Source organism: Pseudomonas sp. 29, assembly GCF_002754355.1.
GTDB classification, from domain to species: Bacteria; Pseudomonadota; Gammaproteobacteria; order Pseudomonadales; family Pseudomonadaceae; genus Aquipseudomonas; species Aquipseudomonas neuropathica.
In genome coordinates, this window is record NZ_PEEY01000001.1 from 6,339,134 (window position 1) to 6,357,255 (window position 18,122).

General features: G+C 57.0%; 14 protein-coding genes. 8 read left to right on the top strand and 6 right to left on the bottom strand.

Annotation, left to right across the window (positions count from 1 at the left end; genetic code table 11):
• Window positions 1–18: 18 nt before the first annotated feature.
• The 5 genes from CLU80_RS29420 to CLU80_RS29440 are packed head-to-tail and all read right to left on the bottom strand — an operon-like array spanning window position 19 to window position 6,563.
• A complete protein-coding gene (locus CLU80_RS29420) occupies window positions 19–396 on the bottom strand; it encodes a response regulator (RefSeq protein WP_003225116.1) in 378 nt (125 codons plus the stop codon).
• 44 nt (window positions 397–440) lie between these two features.
• Window positions 441–1,655, bottom strand: a complete 1,215-nt coding sequence (locus tag CLU80_RS29425; protein ID WP_095050852.1) for a hybrid sensor histidine kinase/response regulator — start codon at window positions 1,653–1,655, stop codon at window positions 441–443.
• A complete protein-coding gene (locus CLU80_RS29430; RefSeq protein WP_099759244.1) occupies window positions 1,649–2,242 on the bottom strand; it encodes a chemotaxis protein CheB in 594 nt (197 codons plus the stop codon). The genes CLU80_RS29425 and CLU80_RS29430 overlap by 7 nt, the downstream gene beginning before the upstream one ends.
• Window positions 2,239–3,072, bottom strand: a complete 834-nt coding sequence (locus CLU80_RS29435; protein WP_099759245.1) for a CheR family methyltransferase — start codon at window positions 3,070–3,072, stop codon at window positions 2,239–2,241. The genes CLU80_RS29430 and CLU80_RS29435 overlap by 4 nt, the downstream gene beginning before the upstream one ends.
• Window positions 3,072–6,563: a response regulator gene (locus CLU80_RS29440; protein WP_099759246.1), complete on the bottom strand. Its 3,492-nt coding sequence runs from the start codon at window positions 6,561–6,563 to the stop codon at window positions 3,072–3,074. The genes CLU80_RS29435 and CLU80_RS29440 overlap by 1 nt, the downstream gene beginning before the upstream one ends.
• A 263-nt stretch (window positions 6,564–6,826) precedes the next feature.
• Between CLU80_RS29440 and CLU80_RS29445 the strand changes: the two genes are divergently transcribed.
• Window positions 6,827–7,186, top strand: a complete 360-nt coding sequence (locus CLU80_RS29445; protein ID WP_093431251.1) for a response regulator — start codon at window positions 6,827–6,829, stop codon at window positions 7,184–7,186.
• A gap of 192 nt (window positions 7,187–7,378) precedes the next feature.
• Here CLU80_RS29445 and CLU80_RS29450 read toward each other — a convergent pair whose 3' ends face one another.
• Window positions 7,379–9,718, bottom strand: coding sequence for a hypothetical protein (locus CLU80_RS29450; protein ID WP_099759247.1), 2,340 nt, complete (start codon window positions 9,716–9,718; stop codon window positions 7,379–7,381).
• Window positions 9,719–9,989: 271 nt separating this feature from the next.
• On the opposite strand from CLU80_RS29450, the gene CLU80_RS29455 reads away from it, so the two are divergent.
• From CLU80_RS29455 to CLU80_RS29490, 7 genes are all read left to right on the top strand, one after another.
• Complete coding sequence (locus CLU80_RS29455) at window positions 9,990–11,315, top strand: glycosyltransferase (RefSeq protein WP_099759248.1); 1,326 nt, start codon at window positions 9,990–9,992, stop codon at window positions 11,313–11,315.
• A gap of 103 nt (window positions 11,316–11,418) precedes the next feature.
• Window positions 11,419–12,303, top strand: coding sequence for a phosphatidylinositol-specific phospholipase C domain-containing protein (locus CLU80_RS29460; RefSeq protein WP_095050858.1), 885 nt, complete (start codon window positions 11,419–11,421; stop codon window positions 12,301–12,303).
• A gap of 68 nt (window positions 12,304–12,371) precedes the next feature.
• Entirely contained in the window at window positions 12,372–13,277 is a 906-nt protein-coding gene (locus tag CLU80_RS29465) for an AraC family transcriptional regulator (protein WP_099759249.1), read from the top strand.
• Between the two features lie 343 nt (window positions 13,278–13,620).
• Complete coding sequence (locus CLU80_RS29475; RefSeq protein ID WP_099759250.1) at window positions 13,621–14,931, top strand: ABC transporter substrate-binding protein; 1,311 nt, start codon at window positions 13,621–13,623, stop codon at window positions 14,929–14,931.
• 154 nt (window positions 14,932–15,085) lie between these two features.
• Window positions 15,086–16,012: a carbohydrate ABC transporter permease gene (locus CLU80_RS29480; RefSeq protein ID WP_099759433.1), complete on the top strand. Its 927-nt coding sequence runs from the start codon at window positions 15,086–15,088 to the stop codon at window positions 16,010–16,012.
• Between the two features lie 8 nt (window positions 16,013–16,020).
• The gene (locus CLU80_RS29485) at window positions 16,021–16,851 is read left to right on the top strand and encodes a carbohydrate ABC transporter permease (protein ID WP_034154211.1); all 831 of its coding nucleotides are present in this window, start codon (window positions 16,021–16,023) and stop codon (window positions 16,849–16,851) included.
• A 165-nt stretch (window positions 16,852–17,016) separates the two neighbouring features.
• On the top strand, window positions 17,017–18,120 hold the full coding sequence (locus CLU80_RS29490) for an ABC transporter ATP-binding protein (protein ID WP_099759251.1): 1,104 nt from the start codon (window positions 17,017–17,019) through the stop codon (window positions 18,118–18,120).
• Window positions 18,121–18,122: the final 2 nt, after the last annotated feature.

Genomic DNA, 18,122 nt, shown 5'->3' on the forward strand with positions numbered 1-18,122 from the left:
GCAGCTCCTACACAGATATCAGGCGAGCAATTCCTGAATCTTTTCCTGCAACACATCCAGGTCAAACGGCTTTTCCAGGATCGGCGCCTTGCGCGTGATCGGGCTGCCGGTTTCGCGGATTTCCTGCGGATAACCGCTGATGAAAATCACTTTAAGGTCCGGGCGCAGCTTAACGGCCGGCTCGGCGATCTGCACACCGGAGATCCCGCCGGGCAAGCGGAAATCGGTGATCAACATGTCCAGATGTGGCTTGCTCGCAAGAATTTCGAACGCCTGCTCGCCGTTTTCGGCCTGCAACACGCGATACCCCTGCCCTGACAGGTAATCCGTCAGGACCATCAAGATAACCGGTTCGTCCTCGACGACGAGTACTACATCTTGTGCATCTACGCTCATGGGAAGCCTTTGTTCGGTCAATAGCTGCTGATACGACCGTGTGGTCACTCAGAGGTTGCGTCGGATTTGCCGTTTTCCTGGATTGGCAGACAAACGCGAAACAGGGCGCCTTCGTTGATTTCACTCTCGACGACGATGGAGCCGCCATGGGCGGCGACGATCTGCTCGGAAATGAACAGACCCAGCCCGAGCCCGGCCACTACCGTCTTGGCGGAAACCCGTTCGAACTGTTGAAAAATACGCTTCTGGTTGTCCTGGCTGATGCCGATGCCACGGTCCTGCACCTCGATCCGCGCTTCATCACCTTCACAGTAAACCCGCACCTGGATCGGACTGCGACCGCCGTAACGCAGAGCGTTAGTCAGCAGATTGGTGACTACCTGCTCGATGCGGAACTCGTCCCAATGGCCTTCCACCGGTACTGGCGCGGTAAACGACACTTCGGTTTCAGCGGCTTCGATCTGTTGCGCAAAATTTTGCAGCAGGTTGCTGACCAGTTGCACCAGATCGAAACGACTCGGTCGGATCGACAATTTGCCGGTGCGAATGCGCGACACGTCGAGCATGTCTTCGATCAGGCGGATCAGGCTTTTGATCTGCCGTTCATCGCGGTCGACCATGGCGTGCATCTTGTCGAGGGTAAACGCCGCAGCGTTGTCCCGAGCCAAGTGCATCTTGCGCAACTGGGTTTCGAGGATCAGGCCGTTGAGCGGCGTCCGCACTTCGTGGGCAACGATCGACATGAAGTCATCACGCATGCGCACGGCCTGCTCCAGCTCCAGCTGGGTGTTCTGCAGTTGTTGCAGCAGCGCTTCCTGCTCGCGACGGGCCTGCTCCAGGGCTTCGAGCTGTTGCTTGAGCGCTTTGCTCTGGCGGTACAGATCGACGAAGACATTGACCTTGCTTTTGACCGCATGGATATCCAGCGGTTTGTGCAGAAAGTCCACCGCCCCGCTCTCGTAACCCTTGAACGCATAATTCAGTTCACGGCCGGCGGCGCTGACGAAAATGATCGGGATATTCTTGGTTTTCTCGGTACCACGCATCAACTCGGCGAGTTCGAAGCCATTCATGCCCGGCATCTGCACGTCGAGGATGGCCATGGCGAACTCATGTTGCAGCAACAACGACAGCGCTTCATCCGCCGATAGAGCTTTATAGACGGTACGGTCTTCGCGCTTGATCAGCGCTTCGAGCGCCAGCAGGTTCTCCGGCAGATCATCGACGATCAGCAGTTTGGCTTGGATATTACTCAGCATGCGATTCGTTCCAGCTCGACAAGCAGACGGCCGATGCCGTGAATGGGTAGGACATGATCCGGCTGCTGAATCTTCAGTGCAGCCAAGGGCATGGTGGCGACTTGCGCGTCTTCGGGGTCTTGGACGATGGTCAAACCGCCGCAGCGCTTGACCTCGGCCAACCCGCGCGCGCCATCGTGATTGGCGCCGGTCAGCAGTACAGCGGCCAAGGAAGAACCGTAGGCGTCGGCGGCCGACTCAAACAGATAGTCGATCGATGGCCGTGAATAATGCACGCGCTCCTCCAGGCTCAACGAGAGGCTGCGATCCTGCTCCACCGACAGGTGATAACCGGGCGTGGCGAAATACACGTTGCCGGCAACGATGTCCTGTTTGTCGGCAGCCTCGTGCACTGGCATCTCCACACGCCGGGAGAAGACCTCGGCCAATTGGCTGCGGCGCTCTTCGGGCAGGTGCAGGACCACAATGATCGGCAACCTGTAGCCTCGGCGCAGCGGTCCGAGCAGGCTCAGCAGCGCCTCGACGCCACCGGCGGAAGCTCCGACCACTATTGCCTCGACGCGAGGTAAATCCACAGCCTCATTCATGTTTTACGGTAGATCCGTTCTTGTTTGACCAGCGCTTCGAACTGATTCGCGTAACCGGAGAAATCCAGCGTTTCCTTGCTGCCCAGCACTAGAAAGCCGCGGTGGCACAGCGATTCATGAAACAGACCAAAGGCGCGGTCCTGAAGTTTCTTGTTGAAGTAAATCAGTACGTTGCGACAGGAAATCAATTGAGTTTCGGAGAACACGCTGTCCGTCGCCAGACTGTGGTCGGCGAAGGTCACGTTCTCACACAGGCTCTTGTCGAAAATCGCGTAACCGTAAGCTGCAGTGTAGTAGTCGGCAAACGAGCGCTGGCCACCAGCCTGCTGATAGTTGGCCGTGTACGCACGAACATTCTCCATTGAGAAAATCCCCTGCTTGGCCTTGTCCAGCGAGCGCGGGTTGATATCGGTGGCATAGATGATCGTGCGATCGAGCAGGCCTTCTTCGCGCAACAGAATCGCCATCGAATAGACCTCCTCGCCGGTGCTGCATCCGGCGATCCAGATCTTGATCGACGGATAAGTGCGCAGCAGCGGCACCACTTCCCGGCGGATCGCGAGGAAGTGCGACGGGTCACGAAACATCTCGCTGACCGGAATCGTCAGCAGTTGCAGCAACTGCATGAACGCCGTCGGGTCATGCAGAACCTTTTCCTGCAATGCCGAAATGGTCGCGCACTCGAACTGGCTCAGCGCGTGCTGCACCCGGCGCTTGATCGAAGCGCCGGAGTAATCGCGAAAATCGTAGCTGTACTTGAGGTAGATCGCCTCAATCAACAAGCGCAGTTCGATTTCACTGTTTCGTTCGGCTGACGTACTGCGTTCCACTAAATGCGTTCCATCTTCGGTAACCACACGCGAATCAACGAGAACAGGCGATCCAGGTCAATGGGCTTGGCCAGGTAATCATTGGCGCCTGCCTGCAGGCAGCGCTCCTGATCGTCCTTCATGGCCTTGGCCGTCACCGCGATGATCGGCAGTTTGCGCCAGCGCGGATCCTTGCGGATTTCAATGGTGGCTTCGAAACCGTCCATTTCCGGCATCATCACGTCCATCAACACCAGATCGATGTCCTCGACTTCATTGAGTCTTTCAATCGCCTCACGCCCGTTACGGCCGATGACCACGACTGCGCCTTTGGTCTCCAGAGCACTGGTGAGGGCGAAAATGTTGCGCACATCGTCGTCCACCAACAGCACTTTGCGACCCTCGAAGACCTTGTCGCGGCTGCGCGCGGTCTTGAGCATCTTCTGCCGTTCATGGGACAACTGCGATTCGACTTTGTGCAGAAAGAGTGTGACCTCGTCCAGCAAGCGCTCTGGCGAACGTGCGCCCTTGATGATGATCGAGCGCGAGTACTTGCGCAGTTCGGCCTCTTCATCGCGAGTCAGGTTGCGCCCGGTGTAGACGATAACCGGCGGGAACGAGCAGATGTCCTCGGTGGACATGCGCTTGAGCAGGTCATTGCCGAGCATGTCCGGCAACTTCAGGTCGATGACCATGCAGTCGTAGATCGTCGTGCGCAGCAGCTCCAGAGCATCCTGCGCGAGGCCGACGGCGGTGATTTCGATGTCTTCGTCACCGATCAGACGGGCAATGCTTTCGCGCTGCAAATCGTCGTCCTCGACCAACAGCACGCGTTTGACCTTTTGGGTCAGCTTGGCTTCGAGACGGGCGAACACGTCCTTGAGCTCTTCGCGGGTGGTCGGTTTGACCGCATAGCCGATCGCGCCCATGTGCATTGCCGCTTCGACACGGTCCTCGACGGAAATCACATGCACCGGGATGTGCCGGGTTCCAGCGTGTTCCTTCAGGCGTTGCAGCACGGTGAGGCCGGAGTGATCCGGCAGGCGCATGTCGAGCAGGATCGCGTCCGGCACGAACTCTTTGGCGAGGTCGTAACCTTCGTCCGCGCCATGGGCCACCAGGCACTGATAGCCCAGTTCATGCGCCAGATCGTAGAGGATGTGCGCAAAGTTCGGCTCGTCTTCCACCACCAGAATGCAGCGCGTGGCGAATGGAGCCTTGTTGCGGTCATCGGCGAAGCGCGGAATATGCACCGGCGCCAACGGCGAAACAACCGGCGCCAGTGGCGCGCTGGCCACCGCCGCTGGCGGGGTAAAGGTCAACGGTGTGAACGCAACTTCATTGGACTCGTTGAACTGCTGCGGCAACAGCAATGTGAACACACTGCCCTGCCCCGGTGTGCTGCTGACGCTGATCGAACCGCCAAGCAAGGTCGCCAGATCCCGCGAAATCGACAGGCCCAGACCGGTGCCACCGTACTTGCGGTTGGTGGTGCCGTCGGCCTGGCGGAAGGCTTCGAAAATGCTTTCCTGCTGGTCGGCGGCGATGCCGATACCCGAATCGCGCACGATGAACGCGACCCGATCATCCGGCTGGCCAGCGACGGTCAGGCTGACCGCGCCCTTCTCGGTGAACTTCACGGCGTTGGACAGCAGGTTCTTGATCACCTGCTCCAGCCGCTGACGGTCGGTGTAGAGCATGCCCGGTGCTCCAGGTTGCACATCGACGCTGAAGGTCAGCTGTTTGTCCGCCGCCAAAGGTTCGAACACGCTGCGCAGGCCATCGGCCAGACGCGCCACGCTAGTGTTCTCCGGAATCACTTCGAGCTTGCCCGCCTCGACCTTGGAGATGTCCAGAATGTCGTTGATCAGGTTGAGCAGATCGTTGCCGGCGGAGTAGATCGACTCGGCAAACTTGACCTGTTCGGCGCTGAGATTGTCCTGTGGGTTCTCCGCGAGCAACTTGGCCAGAATCAACGAACTGTTCAGCGGCGTGCGCAGTTCGTGGGACATGTTGGCAAGGAATTCGGACTTGTACTTGCTCGAGCGTTGAAGCTCTTCGGCGCGCTCTTCGAGTTGTACCTGAGCCTGATTGAGTTCGGTGTTTTTCAGATCCATGGCGTCGCGTTGTTCGGCCAGCGTCTGCGCTTGTTCGGCAAGTTGCTCGTTGGTCTGTTCCAGTTCGACTTGCTGGGTTTCCAGATGCGCCTGGGACTCCTTGAGAATCCGCGACTGCTCTTCCAGTTCTTCGTTGGCGGTTTTCAACTCTTCCTGCTGCACCTGCAACTCTTCGTTGAGTTGCTGGGTTTCCGCCAGCACTTCCTGCAAACGCTGACGGTAGCGCGCGGCTTCGATGGAGGTGCCGATATTGCCGGCAATCAGTTCCAGCAGTTCGATATCGCGATCCGAGAGCGGACGCAGGAAACCCAGTTCGATCACGCCATTGACGCGGTCGTCATCACTGGTCGGCACCACCAGCACACTGTGCGGCAAGCCCTCGCCCAACCCGGAGCTGACTTTGAAGTAGTCCGACGGTACCGAATCCAGACGGATCAACCGCGCCTGCTGCGCCACTTGGCCAACAATGCCTTCGCCGCTGTAGATCGACTGATCTTGTTCTTCCTGCTCGCGGGAGAAACCGTAAGTGGCCACACGCTTGAGGCCGCCGTGTTCTTCACGCACATACAGTGCGGCCACGGCGGTGCCGAGGTATTGCGCGCAGAATTGCAGAATATTGCGCCCCAGCAAATTCAGTGTCAGTTGCCCCAGCACCTGCTCGGCCAGTTCGGTCTGACCATTGCGCAACCACGCCTGCTGCTCCAGACGTTCGGCACTGGCTTGTTGGGCGGCAAGGTTGGCGCTGTAGTTGGTCGACAGGTTGACCAGATCACGCCGGCCGATATAGGCCAGCAAGCCACTGATACCGGCAATGAACACCAGATAGAGGCTGATGCTCCAGATCGTGGTGCGGCGCACGTCTTCATTACGCGTGGTGCGCAGGACCTGTTCGGTCTCGATAACGTCTTCGAATTGCTTGCGGATCTCGTCCGTCAGGCGTTTGCCGCGTCCGGCCTTGACCGCGCCCCGGTAATCGCCACTGGAGCGCTGCAGATCGATCATCGACTGGGCGTAATCGGACCACTCAACCTGCAAAGCTTGCAGACGGCGCAGACGATCGGTTTGCACCGGGTTGTCGGCAGTCAATTCGAGCAAGGTATTGAGGGCCACCGCGATGCGCGGCTTGGCCGTTTCGTACGGGTCGAGGAAATGCTCGTCGCCGCTGAGCAGGAAACCACGCATGCCGGTTTCAAGGTCCACGGTCAGCTTCACCGCTTCGTTGGCGTTATTGATCACCCGGTCGGTGTGCTCCACCCACTGGATTACCGACAGCAGATAAGTGATCAGCGACACGAAGAACACGGCACTGAGCACACCGACGCCCAAAGGCAGACTGATGTTGCGACTCAGGAGTTTGCGAAACCGTTGCTCATCAACCGTAGACGGAGAGGACATGGGGCAGCCTTGTCGAACTGTTGAAAAACCGGCAGTTTGCCCCAAAACGACGGCGTGGATCCATTTTTCTCACACGTTTCGCCGCAAATTCCTACATGCACCAGCACCTTTACAGCCTTGAACAGTTATCCTTGCGGCCCCGTCTGCGGCTATGCTTTTTTTGTCTCGGGCAGGGAACTTGTGGCACTGCGCCACTTACTGATGAAAGAGCCCGGCACTTTTGATCGACCGGCGACCCTGAACTGACTTTCGAGAGCCTTAATATGTCTAACCCCGCCCCCACCATCCTTGTCGTAGAAGACGACAACATCGTGCGCATGCTGATCGTCGATGTGCTGGAGGAGTTGGAGTTCAAGGTGCTCGAAGCAGATGGGAGCGAACAGGCTCTGGAGGTTCTCCAGGACGCCACCAAAGAGGTTGACCTGATGATGACCGATGTCGGTTTGCCTGGCATGGATGGCCGCGAACTGGCAGACGAAGCACGGAAACTGCGCCCCGCCCTGCCGATTCTGTTTGCCAGTGGTTATGCCGAAAACATTGACGCCCCTGCTGACATGCATGTTATCGGCAAGCCATTTTCCATCGATCAATTACGCGACAAAGTCAAAAGCATTCTTCAATAGGTACATCAAGCGTATCGCTCACGGAATAGCTTTGTGCGACTTCTGCATATTGATATTTGCTTACCTCAGCCGTTGCCAGTGCCCCCGCAACACTCGTTTTTGTCGAGCCCATGGATGCCAGTCCGGCGCACGATTGCCATTTTTTCATCGGCAAAATGCTTTACCGCGAACTGGCAGAGGTTTCCTGAGGTGTCAGTTTCTCGCGTTCAAGCGATCTCGTTTAGCGTTCTGCCGCTCCCGGAAGGCACTGATATCACTGCTATCAACCTTCCCTGTCGCAGGTCGCATGCCCTCCGACGCAGACTGAGCCGCCATCACAAGCGCTTCCTGCGCGTTCAGCGCTTCGTTGCCGAAATCGACGGGTGACAACAACTCTCCGTCAGCAAATGGCTGACGTAATTTGTTGCCCACATCCCGGCCCGCTCCCGCCAGCGGGTTGATTTCACTCGCCGCAATGGCCCGATTGATCGCTTTGGGATTGGCGATGAAGTTGCCGGCCGGGTCATAGGCGCCCAGAATCAGACCCGGTGGTAGGTCAACGCCATAATTGATCTCCAGCGGTGGCAGGGTTTTCAAGCCTGAGTTGGGGCGAAAAGCCAGTTCGGTGTTGGCGTATAAATGAAAGCCTTCCACTTGCCGTGCGTCGATGAAATAGGTAAATCCACCTTTCTGTCCCCCATAGACAAAGGCTCCCGCCCCGTCCTTTTTATAGAATGCCGAGGTGGAAATACCCGCGCCATCAGGACTGAGTGCGTCATGAGCGCCGCCATATCCCCCCTTCAAACCGTTGATCTGATCGAGGTGCTTGATCGGTGCGCGCTGGGTAAACCCCTTCTGAAAGATGAGTGAAGGGTCTCGCATGTCTCCCCGAAAGACGAACCCCTGATAAACAAAGCCCTTTTCGGGACCGGACAAGCGGATGACCCGCGTCTCCGTTGCCAGCTTTTGCGCTACGTTCGGGCCGCCTGACAACTCGGCGAGATAACCGGCAACTAGCAAGCCTTTGGCTGCGTCTGGAATCTCTTTTCCTGTCGTGCTCGCCAACTGTTGACGCAGCCGTGTCGCCGAGCGGCGAAAGACCGAAGGCCGATTGCTGTTTTTGAGCGCCTGGAGCACCCGGCGCCCCACGTCTCTCTTGAGCGCAAGCGACAATGTCTTGCCGATCAGCCTTTCGGCTATCGGGCCTGCAAGTTCGGCCAGCAAACCGATCGCGGCGTTGATCCGCAACCGCTCGGTCTCGGAAGGATCATCCGATATCTCTGCACGAATCAAATCGGTCGCGGAAGCCCCGAGTCCCAGGAGAAAAGGAATCAGCATGCGAATCGGAGCAGACGCGAATGCCGCCGTTCCGCCGTAAGGCAACGAGGCGGCAAACGCAACACATTGCAGGAGATAACCGGCCGCCTCCAATGCAAAATCGGTCCAGCGTTCGGCTTCCGTTGAAACGAGCGTATCGATGTCGGCAAGTGCCCGCGCGATTTGACGATCGAACAAATCCTGACCGATATCCGAACTGGATCGAAATACCAATTCCCGATAGTTGGCACGGGTGACGAACACGGGAAATTCTGCGCCGCGATATTTGAAATCACGAACATACGGTTTCTGTTGATCGCGTAACGGCACGCGCTTGAGCAGGCGCTTCTGGAAGTCTTGGTTATTTTCAACAAAACGCCCACGGGCATCATGTCCGGCGGGAAACTCGAAGGCCGCACTGTCTTCCCCCAGGAAAAACACCAGGCCACGGTCCAGATTGCTTCGTCCGATAAAAACAGCGTTATCTACATTCAAATCAGGATCGCTGTGCAAGTTAAGCAAGCGTGGTGGAATCATGCCTTTGAGATACTCGAAAGCGATGACTTGATCATCCAGGGAGCGATCACCACTCTTGATGAATTCCACGACCAACTTGTTCAGCTCTGTTTTTTTCAATAAGCGGCCAAATGCGCTAACCGCAGGCGATCGCAAGTTATCTTTTACATACTGTTTAAAGTCCTCTTGATAATCCGCATCATTGAACACCTCCCTGAGTTTCTGCGGATAATAGGAAGGCCACTGTATGGTCACTCCATAGAGTCCTTTGAGAACACGCACGTGATAGTCAGTGCAGATTTCTGCGAGAGTGAATGCTTTTTCTTTCCAGACAACCGCTTTTTTCTCTCCTTGGAGCGAGTCGCTGCGCTTAGGCGCTTCCAACTCGTAATACTTAACGCTGACAGCGGAATCATGCTGAATACGCTTGCGAACATCGTCTTCAATGACAATTTCCAATACAGTTTCATCAATACGCTCGCGAATGAAATGAGCAGGATCAAAACTCACCTCATCCATAACTGCGGCACACCCTTGCAGTATCTCCTGAGCCAGCTCTTTTACATTGACGCCTTCCACGACATCCCCTGACGACAAGACCGAACTGGCGTTTCTCGCCCTCGACAATACTGGCGTCTCATCGGCATCTGCCAAAGGGTCCAGCAGCCACAGTAACGATTCTTCGGAGCCGGCATAAAACCCGGATAGTTGATTGTTCATATAGTCTCCTGCGCACAGTACTAAAACGCGGACCGCATCTTTCAACGACTGTGACGCAAGCGAAACTATCAATACTGCCGCACACTTATAAAGCTAATAACCATTAGCAAATCTTGCACAACAATTACATTAATCAATAGCAGAACAACCCTCTCACCTGCATTTTTACCGTAAAGCCCAAGCATATTGATAACAGTGTTAAATACCGCCCCTGCCATGGTTTAATTGCGCCTTCATCGCATCCCTCGTTTGCTGCACAGGAAAAACTCGCATGATTCAGCCTCCCGCCACCAAAGTCCTGGTCATCGGATACGTCTGGCCAGAACCGCGCTCCTCAGCGGCGAGCGGGCACGTCATGCAGATCCTCGAAACCTTCCTGCAACAAGGCTGGGACATTACCTTCAGCAGCCCGGCCGGCCCCGGCGAGCACAAAGCAGATCTTGCTGCACTCGGCATCTGCGAAGTGGCCATCGAACTCAACAACAGCAGCTTTGACCACTTCATCAGTGAACTGGCGCCGGACATTGTGTTGTTTGACCAGTTCATGATGGAAGAACAGTTCGGCTGGCGGGTTGAAAAACAATGCCCTCAGGCACTGCGCGTGCTGGAAACTTCCGACCTGCAAAGTCTGCGGCATGCGCGCCACCAACGGCTCAAGTCTCGCCTCAAGGTCAATCCGGACCAGAATGATTTCAGTGATGTATTTGCCCCGGCCCTGCGCGACGAGTTCGAACTGATGGCCGAGAGCGATCTGGCCAGACGCGAAATTGCCGCGTTGTATCGTTGCGATCTGAACCTGATGATCTCCGAAGTGGAAATCGAACTGCTGATCGAGCAGTTCGGCTTGCCTCGGCAATTGCTGCACTGGTGCCCGCTGATGATCGACCCGCCGACGGCTGAGCCGGTAGCATTTGCAGAACGGGCGAACTTCTTGAGCATCGGCAACTTCCGCCATGCGCCCAACTGGGATGCCGTGCTGTGGATGAAGAGCACCATCTGGCCGCTGATTCGCCAACAGTTGCCCCAGGCCCAATTGCATATCTACGGCGCCTACACGCCGCCCAAAGCCACGGCGCTGCATAACGCCAGCGAAGGCTTCCACATCATGAACTGGGCCGAAGATGCGTTGCAGGTGATGTCTGCTGCGCGGGTGTGCCTGGCGCCTTTGCGCTTTGGTGCCGGGATCAAGGGCAAACTGGTCGACGCCATGCTGTGCGGTACACCCAGCGTCACGACGCCGGTTGGTGCTGAGGCAATGCAGGGTGATCACACTTGGCCCGGTTCCATTTCAAACAGCGCAATCGAGCTCGCCAACACTGCCGTGGCGCTTTACAAGGACGAGGCGCGTTGGCAAGAAGCTTGTCTGGCGGGAACCCAGCTACTCACCGAGCGCTACCAACAAGCGATACACGGACCGGCACTTATTGAGAAACTTCGTCACTGCCAACAGCACTTGCAAACACTCAGAAACAACAACTTCACCGGCAGCATGCTGCGCCATCACGCGCACAAAAGCACTCAATATATGGCGCAATGGATTGAAGCAAAAAACCGCAACACCACAGCAAACCAAGACTTAAACCAGGCCTCTACATAACTTGCATTCAAACAGCGATTGGCCAAATACGAACTTGACTCTATAAACATCCTGCGCGCGCACTCATATAACTTTAAATCACTATCCACGCAGGATATACACCATGAACTTTCATGATTTCCAACCCCATCAATGGATGGTCAACACACCACAGATTGATAACTTGTCTCTCAATGAGTTGACCTTACCGGGCACACACAATGCAGGCTGCGACCTGGAAGCCTCCTACGCTCAGCTTCCCGGGAGCCTCTGGCTGGCATGCCAGGACATCCCCTTTTATGCGCAACTCAATCGCGGCTCCCGGGCACTTGATGTACGCCTGCTGTACGACGCTCAGGCACAAGGGCTTGAGAGATTTCGCTTCCAGCACAACGGCTTTACATCTTCGCGCCATCTCGGCGATCTGATCCGCGACGTCAAGGCATTTCTTGAGCGCAGCTTCGATGAGTTCATCATTCTTGACTTCCACGAATTGACAAATGGCAACGCGCAATTCAACCACGCTGAATTCAAACAGTTGATGCTCGAGCATTTTGGCCAACACATGATTCCTGCCGAAAACCGCCACCTGACACTAGGCCAACTTAAAAAAGTCAGCCGACTACAGCGAGTCCTGGTTGCCGCGCCGATGACATGGGAAACCCGAGACAGCCGGTTCCAGGCACAAATCAATCATAAATGGATCAACCAGACCTTGGTGACCACCCACCAGTTGCACGGCTATATAAAAGAAGTCATGGGCACTTCCATCAGCCACTTGCGTCCTTGGTCTCTGAGCGCAACTTGTTATATCGCCAGCGGCCCTTTGCGCATTCTCAATAATCTGGACAACTGGTTTGATCCCGTAAAATCAGACTGGGCAAAAAAGTGCAATATCATTAACTTCGACTTCATTAAAAACTCGAAAGTGGTGTTTTTTTGCCAACAGGCCAATGTGGAGAAAGCCATCGAGAAGTCCAGAATGCCCCTCCACCAACAGCCGGCTTGAACGAGGCTGGCGCACCACACGGCAAACGAGGCATGATCGCCTGGCGATCATGAAAAAGTACTTAGGCCATGACCCGAACCGCCCGCGTGACCGACCCCTCGTACGAGTTGATGGATGACCATAACGGGTTGTCCATCATCTACCGCCAGCACGGTTTTCCGTGCCCACTGGTGCGCTGGCATTTCCACAAGGAATACGAACTGCACTTGATCGTGGCCAGCTCAGGCAAGGTGTTCATCGGCGACTACATCGGCAACTTTTACCCCGAAACCCTGTTTCTCACCGGTCCCAACCTGCCGCATAACTGGATCAGTCAGGTGGCCGAAGAAGAGGTCGTGGAGAAGCGTGACATGCTGGTGAACTTCACTGACGAGTTGTTCGAGAGTGGCCACCAGGTGTTCGCCGAACTGAAAACCCTGGCGCCCTTGCTGGAGCGCGCGCAGTACGGCATCGAATTTCGCTGCAAGCGCACCATTCGCCAGGCCATGACGCTGATGCAGCGTATCGCCGACAGCAAGGGCATCACCCGCCTCGGGCACTTCTTCATCCTGATGGAGTTGCTCGCGGCGAGCGATGATTTCCAATTGCTGTCCGGTGCGACCACGCCGCAACTGGCCGATGAACACAATATCGACCGCACTAACCGCGCGGTCGATTACATCTTCAGCCACTACGCCCGCGACATTTCGCTGGAAGAAGTCGCCGAGCATTTGGGCATGACGCCGACCTATTTCAGTCGCGTATTCAAACAGGCCACCGGGCGCAATTTCATCGAGTTCGTCAATCGGCTGCGTATCAGCAAGTCTTGCGAATTGCTGGCTGATGGCGACAAACCGGTGACAGACGTGTGTTTCGAGTCCGGATTCAACAACATTTCCAATTTCAATCGGCGCTTTCAGCAGCTCAAGGGCATGACGCCCTCGCATTACCGACGGCTCGCCGTGCAGCGCCTGACTGAACAAAACCATCACTGACAATGCAGTTCCCCTGTGGGAGCGAGCTTGCTCGCGAAAGCGACGTGTCAGGCAACAAATTTGCAAACTGATACAACGCATTCGCGAGCAAGCTCGCTCCCACAATGGACCTCGCAATGCTCTGAAACCTGTACGTATTCATTAACTGCTCCCCGCTGTAACCCCCTTCCCTGCGTTCACCCGGCCAACACCCAGTGCAAAAAAGTATCGATAAAAGTGCTAGGGATGATTTGTCAGTCCTGCGATTGAAGGCTGTAATCAGCGCACATTCTTCCTGCACAGGAAGACACAAAAACAATAACTGTCCTTCTGTAACCCTCCGGGTGCAGAAAAGGAGTGCACGATGCAACCGACTGCAAAAACTCTGCTTGCCCTCACCTGCATGACCCTCAGCAGCGTCAGCCTTGGCGCCCAGACCCTGACCATCGCCACCGTCAACAACAGCGACATGATCCGCATGCAAAAGCTCTCGAAAACCTTCGAGACCGAGCATCCGGACATCAAGCTCAACTGGGTGGTGCTCGAAGAAAACGTCCTGCGTCAACGCCTGACCACCGACATCGCCACCCAGGGTGGCCAGTTCGACGTGTTGACCATTGGCATGTACGAAGCGGCACTGTGGGGCGCCAAAGGCTGGCTCGAGCCGATGAAGGATCTGCCGGCCAGTTACGCCCTCGACGATGTGTTCCCGTCGGTGCGTGAAGGCCTGTCGGTCAAGGGTTCGCTGTACGCCCTGCCGTTCTACGCGGAAAGCTCGATCACCTATTACCGCACCGACCTGTTCAAGGATGCCGGCCTGACCATGCCCGAGCGTCCGACCTGGGAAGAGATTGCCGGTTTCGCCGAAAAGCTCACGAAAAAGGACAAGGAACAGTACGGCATCTGCCTGCGCGGCAAGGCCGGCTGGGGCGAGAACATGGCGCTGATCACCACCGTCGCCAACGCCTATGGCGCGCGCTGGTTCGATGAGAAATGGCAGCCTGAATTTACCGGGCCGGAATGGAAAAACGCGCTGAATTTCTACGTCGACACCATGAAGAAATCCGGCCCGCCGGGCGCTTCCAGCAACGGTTTCAACGAAAACCTCGCACTGTTCAACAGCGGCAAATGCGCGATCTGGGTCGATGCCAGCGTCGCCGGCTCGTTCGTCACCGACAAGACCCAGAGCAAGGTTGCCGATCATGTCGGCTTCACCTTCGCCCCGCATCAAGTGACTGACAAAGGCTCGGCCTGGCTGTACTCGTGGGCGCTGGCGATTCCGACCAGTTCCAAAGCCAAAGACGCCGCGAAAGAGTTCAGCGCCTGGGCGACCTCCAAAGAGTACGGCGAGTTGGTGGCCAAAACTGACGGCATCGCCAACGTACCGCCAGGCACCCGCGCCTCGACCTACAGCGATGCCTACATGAGCGCCGCGCCGTTTGCCAAGGTCACGCTGGAATCGCTGAAAGCGGCTGATCCGAGCAAGCCAACGCTGAAACCGGTGCCGTACATCGGCATTCAACTGGTGACCATTCCTGAGTTCCAGGCGGTGGGCACCCAGGTCGGCAAGCTGTTCTCGGCGGCGCTGATCGGCCAGACCACGGTGGATCAAGCCTTGACCGCCGCGCAGCAAACCACTGAACGCGAGATGAAGCGCGCCGGTTATCCCAAGTAACCGCAACAGCTCGCTCCTGCCTTTTGTAGGAGTGAGCCTGCTCGCGATGGCGGTTTTCAATCTGAAACAGACGGTGACTGACACACCGCCATCGCGAGCAGGCTCACTCCTGCATTAGATCTTCATAGGTCTGTATGACTCGGTTGTGATCACCATGAATACTTCAACTGCCAAAGCCCACATCGACCTGTCGCAGCCTGCGCGCAAAGCCCGCGTACGCAATCCCGGCTGGTTTCTGGTCAGCCCTTCGGTGGCCCTGTTGCTGCTGTGGATGATCGTGCCGCTGGGCATGACCATCTACTTCTCGATGATCCGCTACAACCTGCTCTACCCCGGTGAAAACCAGTTCGTCGGGCTGGAGAATTTCAGCTACTTTCTGACCGACTCGGGCTTCATGCCCGGCGCTACCAACACGCTGTTGCTGGTCGGTAGCGTGTTGCTGATCAGCGTGGTCTTCGGCGTGCTGATCAGTGCATTGCTGGAGGCCAGTGAATTCCTCGGGCGCGGCATCGTCCGGGTCATGCTGATTTCGCCGTTCTTCATCATGCCCACGGTCGGTGCGCTGATCTGGAAGAACCTGATTTTCCATCCGGTCTCGGGGATCCTCGCCTACATCTGGAAACTCTTCGGCGCGCAACCGGTGGATTGGCTCGCTCACTACCCGCTGCTGTCGATCATCATCATTGTCTCGTGGCAATGGCTGCCCTTCGCGATCCTGATTCTGATGACGGCCATGCAGTCCCTCGACCAGGAACAGAAGGAAGCCGCACGCCTTGACGGCGCCGGGCCGGTCGCGATCTTCTGGCACCTGACCCTGCCGCATCTGGCGCGGCCGATTGCGGTGGTGGTGATGATCGAAACGATCTTCCTGCTGTCGGTGTTCGCCGAGATTTTCACCACCACCAACGGCGGCCCCGGCTACGCCTCGACCAACCTCGCCTACCTGATCTACAACCAGGCGCTGGTGCAGTTCGACGTCGGCATGGCCTCGGCGGGCGGTTTGATTGCCGTGGTCATCGCCAACATCGCCGCGATCATTCTGGTGCGGATGATCGGCAAAAACCTGACTGACAAAGCCTGAGGCCTGCCATGACTCTTCAACAATCCCGCCGGCTGCAAAGCCTGCTGCTCGGCACCCTGGCCTGGGCCATCGCGATCGTGATTTTCTTCCCGATCTTCTGGATGGTGATGACCAGTTTCAAAACCGAAATCGACGCGTTCGCCACACCGCCGCAGTTCATCTTCACGCCGACGCTGGAGAACTACCTGCACATCAATGAGCGCAGCGATTACTTCAGTTTCGCCTGGAATTCAGTGGTGATTTCCTTCAGCGCCACGGCCCTTTGTCTGCTGATCGCGGTGCCGGCCGCGTACTCGATGGCGTTCTACGAAACCCAGCGCACCAAAGGCACGTTGCTGTGGATGCTCTCGACCAAGATGCTGCCGCCGGTGGGCGTGCTGATGCCGATCTACCTGCTGGCGAAGAGTTTCGGCCTACTCGACACGCGCATCGCGCTGATCGTGATCTATACGCTGATCAACCTGCCGATTGTGGTCTGGATGGTTTACACCTACTTCAAGGACATCCCCAAAGACATCCTCGAAGCCGCCCGCCTCGACGGCGCCACGCTGTGGCAGGAAATGGTTCGCGTGCTGCTGCCGATCGCCAAGGGTGGCCTCGCTTCGACCGTGCTGCTGTCGCTGATTCTGTGCTGGAACGAGGCGTTCTGGTCGCTGAACCTGACCTCGTCGAAGGCCGCGCCGTTGACTGCTTTGATCGCTTCTTACTCGAGTCCTGAAGGCTTGTTCTGGGCCAAGTTGTCGGCGGTGTCGACCCTGGCGTGTGCGCCGATCCTGATCTTCGGCTGGATCAGCCAGAAACAACTGGTACGCGGCCTCTCGTTCGGCGCCGTGAAATGAACATCCCGAACCCAACCCTATCCCCTGTGGGAGCGAGCTTGCTCGCGAAAGCGGAGTGTCATCAAACACTGATGGTGACTGACACGCCCCCTTCGCGAGCAAGCTCGCTCCCACAGAAAAGCCGATCCGGTTCATCTGAATAATAAATTGCGGAGGCCCATCATCATGGCCAACCTGAAAATCAAGAATCTGCAAAAAGGCTTCGAAGGTTTCTCCATCATCAAGGGCATCGACCTTGAAGTGAACGACAAGGAATTCGTGGTCTTCGTCGGCCCGTCGGGCTGCGGCAAATCCACCTTGCTGCGGCTGATCGCCGGCCTCGAAGAAGTCAGCGACGGCACCATCGAACTCGATGGCCGTGACATCACCGAAGTCAGCCCGGCCAAGCGCGATCTGGCGATGGTGTTCCAGACCTACGCGCTGTACCCGCACATGACCGTGAAAAAGAACATGTCGTTCGCCCTCGATCTGGCCGGCGTGCCGAAAGCCGAAGTCGAGAAGAAAGTCGGCGAAGCGGCGCGGATTCTCGAACTCGGGCCGATGCTTGAACGCAAGCCGAAGCAGCTCTCCGGTGGCCAGCGTCAGCGCGTTGCGATCGGTCGCGCCATCGTGCGTAATCCGAAAATCTTCCTCTTTGACGAACCGCTGTCCAACCTCGACGCCGCGCTACGTGTGCAGATGCGTCTGGAACTGCTGCGCCTGCACAAAGACCTGCAAGCGACGATGATCTACGTGACCCACGATCAGGTCGAAGCGATGACCATGGCCGACAAGGTTGTGGTACTCAATGGCGGCAAGATCGAACAGGTCGGCTCGCCACTGGACCTGTATCACAACCCGGCGAACCTGTTCGTCGCGGGGTTCCTCGGCACGCCGAAAATGGGTTTCCTCAAAGGTAAAATCGCCCGCGTCGATGGCCAGAGCTGCGAAGTCTCGCTGGACGCCGGTACGCGCATCACCCTGCCCTATAATGCCGGCAATCTGAGTGTCGGCAGCGCCGTGACCCTCGGTATTCGCCCGGAGCATCTGGAGCTGGCGCAACCCGGCGATTGCAGCCTGCAAGTCACCGCCGACGTTAGCGAACGCTTGGGCAGCGACACCTTCTGCCACGTCACCACCAACGCTGGCGAAGCCCTGACCATGCGCGTGCGCGGGGATCTGGCCAGCCGTTACGGCGAACAACTGAGCCTGCACCTCGACGCGGCCCAGTGCCATTTATTCGATGCCGAAGGTGTCGCATTGACCCGTCCGCTGCGCGCTGCGGCCTGACT